Source organism: Candidatus Synechococcus calcipolaris G9 (assembly GCF_029582805.1).
GTDB classification, from domain to species: Bacteria; Cyanobacteriota; Cyanobacteriia; order Thermosynechococcales; family Thermosynechococcaceae; genus Synechococcus_F; species Synechococcus_F calcipolaris.
In genome coordinates, this window is the sequence record NZ_JAKKUT010000002.1 from 1888953 (window position 1) to 1902290 (window position 13338).

11 protein-coding genes are annotated in these 13338 nt (G+C 50.7%); 7 read left to right on the forward strand and 4 right to left on the reverse strand.

Going from position 1 to position 13338, the window contains the following annotated elements:
* Positions 1-44: 44 nt before the first annotated feature.
* Both gloA and L3556_RS12140 read right to left on the reverse strand, forming a co-directional pair.
* Positions 45-431 carry a lactoylglutathione lyase gene (gene gloA / locus L3556_RS12135; protein WP_277867535.1) on the reverse strand — a complete coding sequence of 129 codons (387 nt, stop codon included), beginning with the start codon at positions 429-431 and terminating at the stop codon, positions 45-47.
* A 95-nt stretch (positions 432-526) separates the two neighbouring features.
* Positions 527-709, reverse strand: a complete 183-nt coding sequence (locus tag L3556_RS12140) for a CsbD family protein (RefSeq protein WP_277867536.1) — start codon at positions 707-709, stop codon at positions 527-529.
* 210 nt (positions 710-919) lie between these two features.
* On the opposite strand from L3556_RS12140, the gene hisH reads away from it, so the two are divergent.
* From hisH to L3556_RS12175, 7 genes are all read left to right on the forward strand, one after another.
* Positions 920-1540 (forward strand): imidazole glycerol phosphate synthase subunit HisH, encoded by a 621-nt coding sequence (gene hisH, locus L3556_RS12145; protein ID WP_277867537.1) that lies wholly within the window; start codon positions 920-922, stop codon positions 1538-1540.
* 12 nt (positions 1541-1552) lie between these two features.
* Positions 1553-2758, forward strand: coding sequence for a 7,8-didemethyl-8-hydroxy-5-deazariboflavin synthase subunit CofH (gene cofH / locus L3556_RS12150; protein ID WP_422110781.1), 1206 nt, complete (start codon positions 1553-1555; stop codon positions 2756-2758).
* Complete coding sequence (locus tag L3556_RS12155) at positions 2748-4391, forward strand: DUF3352 domain-containing protein (RefSeq protein ID WP_277867539.1); 1644 nt, start codon at positions 2748-2750, stop codon at positions 4389-4391. Before cofH ends, L3556_RS12155 begins: the two co-directional genes overlap by 11 nt.
* A gap of 15 nt (positions 4392-4406) precedes the next feature.
* Entirely contained in the window at positions 4407-5339 is a 933-nt protein-coding gene (locus L3556_RS12160; RefSeq protein WP_277867540.1) for a pentapeptide repeat-containing protein, read from the forward strand.
* 42 nt (positions 5340-5381) lie between these two features.
* Entirely contained in the window at positions 5382-6929 is a 1548-nt protein-coding gene (gene xrtO, locus L3556_RS12165; protein WP_277867541.1) for an exosortase O, read from the forward strand.
* Complete coding sequence (locus tag L3556_RS12170; RefSeq protein WP_277867542.1) at positions 6922-9726, forward strand: TIGR02921 family PEP-CTERM protein; 2805 nt, start codon at positions 6922-6924, stop codon at positions 9724-9726. The genes xrtO and L3556_RS12170 overlap by 8 nt, the downstream gene beginning before the upstream one ends.
* Positions 9727-9843: 117 nt before the next feature.
* The gene (locus L3556_RS12175; protein WP_277867543.1) at positions 9844-10596 is read left to right on the forward strand and encodes a SinI family restriction endonuclease; all 753 of its coding nucleotides are present in this window, start codon (positions 9844-9846) and stop codon (positions 10594-10596) included.
* Here the strand turns inward: L3556_RS12175 and L3556_RS12180 are convergent.
* A complete protein-coding gene (locus tag L3556_RS12180; protein WP_277867544.1) occupies positions 10588-12018 on the reverse strand; it encodes a DNA cytosine methyltransferase in 1431 nt (476 codons plus the stop codon). The genes L3556_RS12175 and L3556_RS12180 overlap by 9 nt on opposite strands.
* A 114-nt stretch (positions 12019-12132) precedes the next feature.
* Positions 12133-13236, reverse strand: a complete 1104-nt coding sequence (gene hrcA, locus L3556_RS12185; protein ID WP_277867545.1) for a heat-inducible transcriptional repressor HrcA — start codon at positions 13234-13236, stop codon at positions 12133-12135.
* Positions 13237-13338 lie beyond the last annotated feature (102 nt).

Below are 13338 nucleotides of genomic sequence, written 5' to 3' on the forward strand. Positions count from 1 at the left end.
TGCTATTACCTATTAATAGTAGTCTTTGAATAGGTAATATTTGACTAAGATTTAACCTCGATCAACTCCACTTTATAGCCATCGGGATCTTCAACAAAGGCAATCACTGTGGTGCCGTGCTTCATCGGCCCTGGGGGGCGAATAATTTTACCGCCTTTACTGGAAATTGCATCACAGGTTGCATAAATGTCGTCCACGCCAATGGCAATGTGGCCGTAGGCATTCCCTAGGTCGTAGGAGGTAGTTCCCCAGTTATGGGTTAATTCCAGAACCGTCTCTTGGGATTCATCCCCATAGCCAATAAAGGCCAGGGTAAACTCACCCCCTGGATAATCCTGACGACGCAGGAGGGACATTCCTAGAACATTGCAGTAAAAATCTAGGGATTTCTCTAGATTGCCCACTCGGAGCATCGTGTGCAAAAGTCGCATAGGAATTAACCCAAACCCAACAAAATGACGATACTACCTTAGAAAGGCATCGGAGTACCAGTGATTGTTGACCAGACTTTTTGACTAAAGTCGATCTAGTCTAGGGACTCTTTAATCTTGTCTTTGACATTCTCGATGGTATGACCAATCTGTGCTTCGGTTTGCTTGGCTTTTCCTTCCAGTTTGGCTTCGGGATCTCCGGTGATTTCACCGACGGCTTCTTGGATCTTGCCTTCAATGTTTTTAGCAGTCGCTTTGATTTTGTCATCTAAGCCCATGGTAGACTCCTTTAAGCGAAAATTTGCTATGAACACCTCAAGTCTAACATCCATACAAAGATTAGACAAATATTAGTATAAATATTGGCAATATTGGCGGTGCAAAACGGCTGTAGCGTAGAATTGCAAGGGGAGTGTAAATCCCATTCGTTCAAATTCAAACAGACTCAGAATTAGCAACGCAAGATTAAATAGAGGTGATCCTGCCCCATGGCCACCATTGCAATCGTCGATTACGATATGGGTAATTTACATTCGGTCTGTAAGGGACTAGATGTCGTTGGCGGCCAACCGACCATTAGCGATCGCCCGGAGGAGCTTTGGGCTGCGGATGGGGTGGTCTTGCCGGGGGTGGGTTCCTTTGATCCAGCAATGGAGCAGTTGCGGCGGCGGGGATTAGGAACGGTTATTCAAGAAATTATTGCCAGTGGTAAACCGTTTTTAGGGATTTGCTTAGGTTTACAAATCTTGTTTCAGGGAAGCGAAGAGGGAACGGAACCCGGTTTAGGGGTATTTTCAGGGATGGTGAAGCATTTTCAAGCCGAACCCCATTTAACCATTCCCCACATGGGCTGGAATCAGTTGGAGTTTAGCCAATGCAATCATCCCTGCTGGCAAAATTTACCCCCCCAACCCTGGGTCTATTTTGTCCATTCCTATTATGTGGCCCCGGAAGACCCGCAGCTAACGGCGGCCTATGTCACCCACGGCCAGCAGCGGGTAACGGCGGCGATCGCCCAGGGGAATGTGATCGCAAGTCAGTTTCACCCGGAAAAATCTGGGCCCACGGGGCTACAGATCTTGAAAAATTTTGTTCAATCCCTGAGTTAGGGCATTATGGCGATCGCTTCCCAGACATTGATCACGGCTGAACTGAGCAACGCCCTAGACCAAGGGTGGTTAAACCCGGCCCACGCCCAGCCACTCCTAGAACAGGCCTACCAATGTGCCTCTGCCTTGGTAGATAGGTTAGACCCATTAGATCAGCTACCGCCCCTTCTCCAGGATGTGCAGAGGAGTGCCGATCACCTCCGTCACCGTCAGGTGGGCGATCGCGTCACCTATGTGATTAATCGAAATATTAACTTTACTAATATCTGTGAGCAGCACTGTGGCTTTTGTGCCTTTCGTCGCGATGCTAATACTCCTGGAGCCTACTGGCTCACCCCAGATGAAATTTTAGAAAAAACCGCCGCCGGAGTCGAGCAAGGAGCCACAGAAATTTGTATGCAGGGGGGGCTCAATCCAGAGGCAAAGCAAGGGGGGAGATCGCTGGCGTACTATGTACAGTTGGTCAAAACCATTAAACAGGCCTTTCCCCAACTTCATCTCCATGCCTTTTCCCCCCAGGAAATTCAGTTCATTGCCCGTCAGGATGATCTAGGCTACGAGCAGGTAATTGCCAGCCTCCAAGCCGCAGGGGTAGATTCCCTGCCCGGAACCGCCGCCGAGGTCTTAGTGGATCCCGTGCGCCGGATGATCTGTCCTGAAAAAATCAATACGGCAACCTGGCTAGAAATTATTACTACCGCCCATCGCCTCGGCCTTTGGACCACCAGTACGATGCTCTCTGGTCATATTGAAACTGCAGCGGATCAAGTTGCCCATTTAGCCCAGCTGCGACGACTCCAAGAGACGGCCCTAGAGCGAGGCTATCCCGGTCGTATCAGTGAATTTATTCTCTTACCCTACGTGGGAGAGCAAGCTCCCCGGCCGATGCAGCGTTTAGTGGGCCATTCCCAACCCCGTTTACTGCCCACCTTGATTTTGACGGCGATCGCCCGTTTAATGTTAGGATGCTGGATTCCGAATCATCAGCCCAGTTGGGTCAAATTAGGCCTAGCAGGGGCAACAACGGCCCTGAATTGGGGATGCAATGATCTTGGTGGCACATTGATGGAGGAACATATTACAACCATGGCTGGGGCAATGGGCGGAACCGCAATGACGGTTAATCAGTTACGGACGGCCATTCACAGCCTAGGGCGATCGCCCCAGCAACGGACGACCTTGTACCATCTCCTAGGAGAGTCTTGTCATGCAGCCTGAGGTTCAAACCAATCCCATCCTCCCCCCCCGTCCCAACCGCAAACCCCTGATCTGGCTGGGTGTCGGTCTAGCCACCGTAGCGATCGCCGCTGGTGTGGGCTACTGGGCCTGGCAACGGATGCTCCGAAAATCTCTCCCAGCGGGTATGTCCCTGGTGCCCCAATCAGCCCTGTATACCCTGTCTGTGTCCACGGTTCCTGAGCATTGGCAACCCCTAGCCGATCGGGATATTCTCAAGGCCCTCCCCTGGTTAAATCAATCCTTTGGACCGGTGGATCAAGAGGGGGTGAACATTGCCAATATTGATTATCTCAGGGATATTCGCCCCTGGATTGGGGATCAGGCCACCGTGGCCGTCCTTCCCATTTCCCCAGAGACGGTGCTAGGTTCCCCAGAGCAGCCCCAGGTGTGGGTTGTCCCCGTGATTGATGTTCCTGGGGCCCAAACTTTGCTACAACGCTATAGCCAAAACCCCATTGAGGAAGTTGGTGATGCGGTGATCTATGAAGCCCCGGACTTTATTGGCGATAGGATAGGAGGCGGTAATCGCAATGGGGCGATCGCCCTAGTCCGCCACGATGATAGTCCCTACTTAGTTTGGAGTAATATCCCCGCCACCCTGCGCCAAGTGATTATGACCAGTAAACAGGGGGATTCCGTGGCGGATTTACCCCGATATGCAGCGGCGGTGGCAGACACAACGACATCGGGGCAACGTTTAGCGGAAATCTACATTAACGTACCCGCCCTTTTGGGATATACCCGTAGTGGAGATGGGGATAGCGCAGATGGGGCTAATGCCGCCGGTCTGGGCAATGACCTCCAGGGCTTTGTCGCCTCGGTGAGTTTACAACCCAATCAGGTGAACCTCCAGGCCGTTACCTGGTTGCCCGCCAATAGCGATCGCGCCTTGGTTCCAGAAACACGGGTACAAAACCTCAGCGATCGCCTGCCCCAGGATACCGCCTTCTTTTACAGTACGGGGAATACCCAACAGTTTTGGCAAAACGCACCGGACGGGCTGCAAAAATCCATTGGCAGCGGCCTCAAGGATATGACGGGACTTGATTGGCAAACGGATTTTATGACTTGGCTGGATGGGGAATTTGCAGCGGCGATCGTACCAACCCAACGTCAATACCCAGCCTTTGGTCTAGTGTTCTTAGCGGAAACCAGCGAAGATGCCCGCGCCAATGGGGCCCTGAGTCAACTAGATCAGGCCATGGGCGATCGACTGCAATGGATGATCGACCAGAGTACCCAGGATGACCTGACCGTAACCACCTGGAAAATTCCGCCGGGTTTGCCCGTGGCCTACCATGGCTGGTTGGACAATCGCACCCTCTTTTTAAGTTTGGGCCCCGCCCTGATGAATCAGTTGGTACCACCGCCCCGGCCCTCCCTCGGTCAATCCCCCCTGTTTCGTTCTGTCATTACCGCAAATAGTAGTAGCCAGCTATTTATCAATTTCAGCGATTTGGGCAGACTAACCAATAGTCCCCTATTGCCGGAGTTGGGAGGTAATCTGCGCCAGTCCCTCGCTCCCATTCAGGCCCTAGGGATGAGTAGTACCATTCGGGATGCGAATAGTAGTCGTTATGATGTGCGAATTCTCCTCCATCCTGATGAATAATTCTGGAGACACTTTGTGAATGCGGAAGAATTGTTAAAGGCCTATGGGGCGGGAGAACGAGATTTTCAGGGAGTCAATTTACGCCACGTTAATCTGAGTCGAGCCTGCCTAGAGCGGATCAATTTAAGTCGTTCAAACCTGGCAGATGCGGGACTTCAGGGAGCCAATTTGCAGGGGGCAGATCTCTGCGGAGCTATCCTCAGTGAGGTGAGTCTCAGTCATGCGGATCTACGGGGAGCGGATCTGCGGGGGGTGATTTTAACCAGTGGGGATCTCCGTCGCGTCATTCTTCGGAAAACAAACCTGACCGGGGCAGATCTCAGTCGGGCCAATTTAGCCAATGCGGATCTCAGTGAAGCCAATCTCACCGGAGCCCAATTGAGCGAAGCCATTCTCCGGGAGGCAGATCTAACCCTAGCGGATCTAACCCTAGCGGAGTTAGAGCGGGCCAACTTAACCCGAGCGAACCTGACGGAGGCCTACCTGCGGGGCGCAGACCTAGCCGATGCCGTTCTCCGGGAAGCCCAACTGCCCCAAGCCAACCTGCGGGGGTCTAATCTCAGCAATACTGACCTACAGCAAACTAATCTAGAGCGGGCTATTCTGATTGGGGCCAATCTGCGGGGAGCCCGTTTAGAGGAAGCCAATCTACGCCAAGCCTCGTTCAAAGAAGCGAATCTACGCCATGCCTGCCTAGATAAAGCCAATTTAGTGGGGGCAGATCTGCGGGGTGTTAGTCTGGCGCGATCGCTCCTGCGGGGGGCCGATCTCAGTGATGCAATTTTGATTGGAGCCAATCTGATGGGGGCTAACCTGAGTGATGCTACGCTGCGGGGAGCCAATCTCATTGAGGCAATTTTGACCGGAGCGAGTATGTCTGGGGTTGATTTGACCGGTGTTGATCTGAGCCAAGCCGTCATGCCCGATGGGGTACTATCGGATATTTAAGACAAGTACTTAAGACGGATATGTAGGAGCTAAAACCCATTGGTGTCACCTCTCTCGTCCCGATCTCAGCCCCTAGGTCTGTCTAGGGTGGGTTGGATATTCCATCTAGCTTTAGTGTTGATTTTAACCCTGAGTTGGCTGCACGTCACCCAAGGGGCCTGGATGTGGCTCCTGGGTAGGGTGGCGGCAGGTTGGCCAAGTCCGTTGGGAATCCTGATCCTAGGTTCAGTCCTTGGCGGGGTAATCTATGGTGTACGATTTCTGGGTTGGCGATTTAGACTGGTCGCACTAGCACCTCGGCCTCTTCCGTTCCTATTCATGGTGGGCATGGCGATCGCCACGGTGGTAGAGCCATACCTTTTAGCCTTGCCCCAATTAGCTGCCGTATTTTGGTTAATGAGTGCCTACGGGTTCCTAGGCTTAGTGATCTCTAAGGAGCGTTGGCAGCGGGGATTGAGTTTCGGTATTTTGGCGGCGGTGATCCTTCCCTTTAGCCTAGATATGAATGTGGGATTGGGGTTTCCCCTGCGGCTGTGGACAGCAAATACGGTCGCCCATCTCTTTAGCCAACTGGGTGGGACAGTGATCACCTCCCAGGATATTGTGGTACTGGAAAATACCTTTGCTCAGGTGGACTTGCCCTGTAGTGGTCTCAAGGGGTTGGGAGTGGGCTTTATTTTTTTCCTGCTGATCACTTGTGTAGAGCGGTGTTCCATGGGTATAGGTTGGCTCTTGGTCTGCCTAACCCAGGGATTACTCCTAATAGTTGCCAATGTGGGACGGGTGGCTATTTTGGTATTTTTGGGAGCAATCCACCAAGAACGTTTGGCGGCAATTCTCCATGTGCCCTTGGGGGTGATCGGCTTTATCACCTGTCTGTTGGTTACCTGGGTTCTACTGCGTTGTTTGCCAAAAATAGAACTGAAAACAGTACCAAAAACAGATAGGTATCCTGCCCCTAGGACAGAAAAGGACGGGCGATCGCCCCTAGGTATCTCTCCATGGCCCTTGGGAATGGCCACCCTTGTTTTTCTGGTTTTGATGGGACTTCCTCCGGCTTCCCTCGGCACAACAGGTTTAGCTGATTTGCACCATCTCCCTTGGCCAGCCTCCCTGGAGCGGCAAGTCCTGGCCCTTTCTCCCCTAGAAGAAACCTTTTTTGCCCAGATACCGGGAACGATTGTTACCAAGGAAGCCTTTGCACAGGGAGACATCTCAGGCACATTTTTAGTGGTGGGTAGTTCCTCCTGGCGATCGCACCACGCGCCAGAGCAATGTTTTCAGGGGAATGGGTTTCAGTTAACCTCCCTGACGGAAACGACTCTGGGGCCCAATTTGCCGGTACATTGGTTGACCTTAAATGGGGGAGCGCAAACGGCAGCCTATTGGTTTCAATCACCCCAGCGGATTACACCCCACTACCTGGATCGTTTTTGGGCCAGTCTTGGGCGATCGCCGGCCAACTCTTGGCTGATGGTGTCGATCCTATTTGATCCCGGGTATCCAGCCACGGATCCCCAGATCCAGGATTTAGCCCAAACGATCCAAGAAACCCTTCAGTCCGCTTGGCAGGAGTCCTCCCATGGGTAGGTGGTTTTGGCAACGTTTACTGGCGACCGCCTTTAGTGTATTTTTCTGGATTTTTAATGCCACATTGCTGCTGGTGGCCCTCATTTGCTGGGTATTGCTCGGCCCGGAACTGGTAGTGGATTTTGCCAGGGGCCAACTGCCCTGGGATTTTATGGTTCCCTTTGTCGGATTTGTCGGGGCACCGGCGATCGCCACGGTGGTTCGATTTCGACAGCGACAGAAAACATCCCTTCGCCTGTTTCATCTTTTTTATGGCATTGAACTTCCCCTGATTATCCTGGGGCTGGTGCGCTTTTTAATGCTGCGGCAATTGGTTCCGGCCACGGGATTTATGCTGGTGTCCTTACTGCTGGGCATTAGTGCCTATGGCTACCTTTGCTGGTTGGAGGATCGCGCCCCCTCGCCCTGGCAAAGACGTTTCCAGAAGATCAGTCAGGCTTTTTTAGTGATTCCAGGGGTTTATTTACTGGCCCTTGCCAGTTTTTATATGCTGCCGATTCTTGGGGCGATCGCCCTTCATTTTCAGGAGATCGTCATCACCCTGCCTTTTTTGCTGCCGGTTAGTCCCTTTATTCTTTTGGTTTTAGGGCTACTGTCCATGCCTGTGGGCACGGGGGGACTTTATCTATACCACTGGAGTCAAGGTTGGCGTTCCCAGGCGCAGCCATGGTACAGGTATCTAGGGGGGACAGCGATTCTGGTAGCGGTTTGGCTGAGTTTATTTTGGGGACTACAACAACAGCCCCAGGTTCAAGCCTTTCAGTTGTTAGAGCAACCGCCCCAAACCCAAGAGGAGCAGGTTGCCCTTTTAGACCAGTCGAATTTGATTCGGCGGGGGTTACTCAATGCCTATTTAATGCCCTATCGCTATCTGGGAGTAGCCCAAAGTAATGGCACAATTTACTATATCTATCGAGATAACCTCAACTTCAGCGAAGAAGACAGTTTAACCCTGCAAAAACTCCACAATCAACTCCTGTCTCCCTTTTTTGCCCAAGGGCCCCCTTTTGGCTCCGGCGATCGCACCGGTCTATCCAGCTATACCCAGGAAGCGGCGGCCCTCTATGCCAGCTTTTTCGATCACCCGATTCTCCGGGCCGAAGAACAGGCCATTACCGCTGCCCTCGAATCAACCTTTGAACGCCGATCTGCTAAAGCCAGCCTCGCGGATATTAACCAAGAAAAGGTTCTCCTGGCCAATCAAGACGTGACGCTGAACCCCCAGGGAGATTGGGCAGAAATTACGATCCACGAGGTCTATCAAAACCAAACGGCGGAACCCCTTGAAATTCTCTACTACTTCACCTTGCCAGAAAGTGCGGTGATTACTGGTCTGTGGCTAGGGGATACCCCCAACCTGAGCGATCGCTATGTCTATCAAATTTCCCCCAGGGGAGCGGCCCAACGGGTCTATGCCAACCAAGTGGTACGGCAGGTGGATCCGGCCCTTTTAGAGCAGGTGGGGCCAGGCAATTATCGGTTGCGGGCCTTTCCCATTCCCCCAAGGGAACTAACCCCATCACTGGGGCGAACCGAGGTGAACACGGGCGATCGCCCTAGGGAAATGCACCTCTGGCTCACCTATCGTACCCTGGGGACGGCGGCGGGATGGCCCCTGCCCCAACTCAAGGAGCGGCGGAATATCTACTGGAATCGGCAAACCCAGCGGAATCTGAATACCCCTAAGGATCAATGGTTTGCCAAGACTATTCCCAATGCTCTGCCCAGTTCTGCACCCAATTCGGCCCATCCCCAAACCCATCAAATTCAATTAACGGATACCGTGGCGATCGCCGCCACCCCACTCCCAGATGGCCCCCCCACCCTGCCAGAGAATAAAACCTTTGCCTTGATTTTAGATACCTCCCGGAGTATGCAGGAGCAACAATCAGCCCTCCGTCAGGAATGGCAATGGTTAGCAGAGCACTTGGGCCCCAGCAATCGTTTTGATCTGTATCTGGCGCGGGCATCGGCCCTAGAGCCAGTCCGCCAGGATGATATTTCCCTGGCAGACCCACCCGACCTTCTGTTCTATGGCAGTCTCCAACCCATGGAAATGATTCAACAGTTTGTGGAACTACACCAAAACCAGGCCTATGATGCTATTTTTCTCGTCAGTGATGGTACGACCTACGAACTATCCCAAAACCTTGAGCCGGACTTAACCGTTGAGGCTCCCCTCTGGTTTGTTTCCCTAGGTGGACTCCCCATTGCCTTTGATGATCCGAGTCAGGAGATGCTGCAAAATAGTGGCGGCGGCGCAACCACAACCCTAGGAGAAGCGGTTCAACGTTGGCAGGTACAAGCTACCCCCTCCACCACCAATGCCGTAAATATTAATTGGGTCGATGGCTATCTTTGGCAACGGATCAACCTCAATGGTGCCGTACTATCCCCGTCCCCCCAGGGCGAATTAAGCAAAGGATTTATGCCCTTAGCGGCGCGACAATGGGTTCAATATTTGGGTCAACACCAACAGGCGCAAACTCAGGAACAGTTAGATGCTATTCATGAACTCGCCCAAACCTATTCCATGGTGACTCCCTACTCCTCCATGATTGTCCTAGTCAATGATCAACAACGCCAAGAGTTAGCTGCCGCAGAACAACAGGGCGATCGCTTTGACCGGGCCATTGAAGATCAGCAACCCCTTCAATCCCCTAATTTGGAAAGCTCCACCTCGGAACTTGCCCCAGATTCTATTATTAGCGGTGTTCCTGAACCCCCCTTGGTCATCCTAGTGGGCGCGGCAATTTGCCTGGGGATTGGTGGTATAGTCAACAGGCGAAGCTCCTAACCGTTCCAGATTGGGGTTTTACAATGCTTAGCACTAACCTATTTCGGTCAGCATGCCCTACGCCAAAATATTTGAACTGGCATTCTCATGACGGCTGTTCAGAAGGGGAATATCTAAATGCCTGTTAACTTTGATACCATCATCAGTACCTCAAGTTCTGAAGAAAACTTTTTGCAAATCTTTCAAGATGAGATCGCCCAACAAGCCCAGCTATTTCTTGAAGCTCATCGCACAATTTTAACAGCCTGCTACAGAAATCCAGGGCTTTCTCCTGCCCTGAAAGCTCATGCACCCGAAATGCTAGCTAAAGCTTGGTTGAAAAGGTATAGCGATAGCTATGAAAATCGAATTTCAAAAAGAATCTCACAACCACCAGGAACAGTCGCTGATCCAATTGTCAGTACAATCATCAATGCTCGATTGACAGGGCTAACAGCAGAGCATCTTGGGCAAATCAAATACGCCCACAGGCTATCAATGTCGGCAGAAAATATTCAAGGATTACTACTAGAGGAGTTTTTGGCTGAGCAACTTGCCGATTATGGTTGGTATTGCTGTTGGGGAGAATCCATTCGCCATGTAGATTTTTGCAATATCGATGGTTCTCTCTTACAGATCAAGAACCGTAGCAACTCAGAAAATAGTTCATCTTCCAGAGTGAGAATTAACCAGCCGATTGAAAAATGGTACAGAGTTGATGCCAGAACAGGTTTCTATCGATGGTCTTATTTTAACGAAAAGTACGAAACGGATCGATTCTCCGAAGAAAATTTTGTTGTTTTTGTTCGACAGGTTTTACTCAATAACCCAAATGCCTTAGCTGTAGAAACGAACAATCCTTGGCAAGATTTATCTGATCCATCAAACTAAGTTCAAAGATAACTGTTTTTCTGATGACTCTTCAAGATAACCAAAAGTATCAATTGACCAACTGACATCATCAGTCTTGTGGTATCGAGAATAGGGAAAATCTGAGTAAATGATCGGCACTTCGCCCTTTAAGTGAGTCAACAACATCCTAGCGATCGCTCTTCCTAAAGAGCAGGGTACTGCATTTCCAACTTGTCGATATTGATCGAGTAACGTACCTGTGATAATCCAATCATCGGGAAATTCTTGAATACGCTTATATTCCTCAATGCTGAGGGGTCTATCTTCTTCTGGATGTGCTAGATCGGTTGCAGGCATAGCTGGATGGGTTACTAACGTCGGGGCAGGTTTATCCCAAGCTAGCCTTCGGTAAAAACCAGTTTTTCCCCCTCCTGCATGATAAGAAGCCCCTAAAGCTTCTTGGTGCAACTCTTTCGGTAAATCCCGCCAATATTGCCCAGGCTTCAGAAGTCTGTAATATTTGAGCCGTTTTTCAGGAAACTTAACAAAATGGTGTCCATTTTTTGGAAGACCTTCCAACGCTTCTCGTAGAGTTCTCCATCTTGGAAGATCATATAAACTCTTCTCTGAGTGGGTCGGTGTGAGATAGGGAAGCTTTTTCCCATCACGACTACAAGCAAGAATAACCCTTTCCCGTTGTTGTGGCGATCCAAAATTAGCAGAGTTATATAGATTAAAAGAAATGCTATATCCTGCCTCTCTCAGCCTTTGCGTAATAAAGAGCAATGCACCTCCTCTTTGTTCATCCTGAGACAAGGTTGGGAAATTCCTCCCTCTCATTTCATGAGGTCTATGCTTCAACGGAGCGGACAATAATCCTCGAACATTTTCAATAACTGCAAATCTAGGTTTAAGTTCAGTGATTAAATCAATGAACGTCAAGAAAACATTGCCTCGCTCATCATTGAATCCTTGCCGCTTCCCTGCACTGCTAAAGGCTTGGCATGGCGGCCCGCCAACGATTACGTCAATCTCGTCAGTCGAACTCAATCCCGCTTTTTCTCGAATTTCTGTGGCCGAGTAATCCCTAATGTCCCCAATCAGTGCCACATCAGGTCGATTTATCTCAATGGTTTTTCGGGCGGCCGTGTCAATTTCGCAAGCAAGCAGCACTTGGATACCTTCCTTTTCTAGTCCCAAGTCCAAACCCATACAGCCAGAAAAAAAACTTAGGGCTTTGAGATCAGGCTTACTAAATGAGCGTCGCCCATGATCAGGAACACTTAAACTTTCATCTTCTCCCTTGATGCGGTAGTTCTGAACAGACTCTGATGCCACAATCCAACGACTGCTAATCCTCTCTCCGCTGATTTCGCCATACCGGAGCAACTGGCGAACATATTGCTCCGAGCAGTTTAGAATTTCAGAAGTTTCTTTCACAGAGAGGTATTGGTCAGCCATGATTTCGGATGCGAAACTAAAATCAGGTACCCATATTACTGCTGAAGCAGTACACTTACAAGCTTTGTGAACAAATGTTTTTATGCTGCCGTTGGGCCTAAAAGGGCGATCGCCCTATATCCCATTAATCCCATTAGTGTTGGTTAGGCTTCCCGATAAATACTCCGCTGCCGCCTCGACGATGGGAATAATCCGGCCGTAGGGCATACGGGTGGGGCCCAGGATGCCAATACTACCGACGGGGGTGTCACCGCGCTTATAACTGGAATAGACCAGGGTACAGGCCCGCATTGGCTCCAGGGGATTTTCCGCGCCAATGCGAATGGTGATCGGGGCATCGGGGGAATGGTAAATAAGGGGGTAGAGTTGATCTTGTTGATCCTCTAGGAGATGGATCAGCATTTGTACCTGTTGCAGGTGGGAGAACTCCGGCTGTTGTAGGACTTCTGAGAGACCACTCATGACAAGGGAGCCGCTGTCACTAAAGGGACTGGGTTCACTGAGTTCGACGAGTAGGTTTTGCAGTAGGCGGGCAAACTGTTGAAATTCCCGATCCATATCCTGCCAATCCAAGGTAGATAGATCCGCCAAAGAGCGGCCCTGGAGGTGGTGATTGAGAAAATTTGAGAGAACATTCAGGATGCGATCGAGCATAGCTTCATCGGGTTCAGCAGCGTCGGCAGCATCAGTATTTTGGAGTTGCTCTAGGGGAAGATCAAAAACAGCGGACTGGGTTTCATAGTTATCGGTAACAACAATGACCATGATCCGGGTCGGGGCGATCGCCACCAATTTGATGAAGCGAATCTGACGACCCAGGGTGGCGGGTAGGGTAATCAGGGTAATGCAGCCACTCAAGTCCGAGAGTAGTTGGGCAGCTTGGCGCAGGATGGTTTCTAGGCGATAGCGGCCCCACTCTAAATGACGATTTAAGAGATGCTCCACCTGTTGGGCAACGTCGGGAGCAGGCTGGACTAAATGATCAACATAGATACGATAGCCGGAGTCGGAGGGGATACGGCCCGCAGAGGTATGGGGTTGGTATAACAGGCCGCCTTTTTCCAGGACAGCCATAATATTGCGAATCGTGGCAGAACTAACATTTAGGTTGTATTCTCCTGCCAAGACCTTGGAGCCAACGGGTTCAGCGGTGGCAATGTAATGATTGATCGTTGCCCAGAGAACGTGTTTTTGCCGTTTATTGAGATGAATCTCCATACCTTCTAACATCCCAACCCTTTAGATGAGCAGATGGGCCAATGGCAGCCTATTTAATGAAACTTAATGCAACCTCACTCTAGCCAAAATTGCTGGGAGGTT

Excerpts from the sequence above, each read along its gene's own strand:
- hrcA (WP_277867545.1), bottom strand. The coding sequence starts at position 13,236 with ATGGAGATTCATCTCAATAAACGGCAAAAACACGTTCTCTGGGCAACG.
- L3556_RS12140 (WP_277867536.1), bottom strand. The coding sequence starts at position 709 with ATGGGCTTAGATGACAAAATCAAAGCGACTGCTAAAAACATTGAAGGC.
- L3556_RS12155 (WP_277867539.1), top strand. The coding sequence starts at position 2,748 with ATGCAGCCTGAGGTTCAAACCAATCCCATCCTCCCCCCCCGTCCCAAC.
- hisH (WP_277867537.1), top strand. The coding sequence starts at position 920 with ATGGCCACCATTGCAATCGTCGATTACGATATGGGTAATTTACATTCG.
- L3556_RS12175 (WP_277867543.1), top strand. The coding sequence starts at position 9,844 with ATGCCTGTTAACTTTGATACCATCATCAGTACCTCAAGTTCTGAAGAA.
- L3556_RS12180 (WP_277867544.1), bottom strand. The coding sequence starts at position 12,018 with ATGGCTGACCAATACCTCTCTGTGAAAGAAACTTCTGAAATTCTAAAC.
- gloA (WP_277867535.1), bottom strand. The coding sequence starts at position 431 with ATGCGACTTTTGCACACGATGCTCCGAGTGGGCAATCTAGAGAAATCC.
- L3556_RS12170 (WP_277867542.1), top strand. The coding sequence starts at position 6,922 with ATGGGTAGGTGGTTTTGGCAACGTTTACTGGCGACCGCCTTTAGTGTA.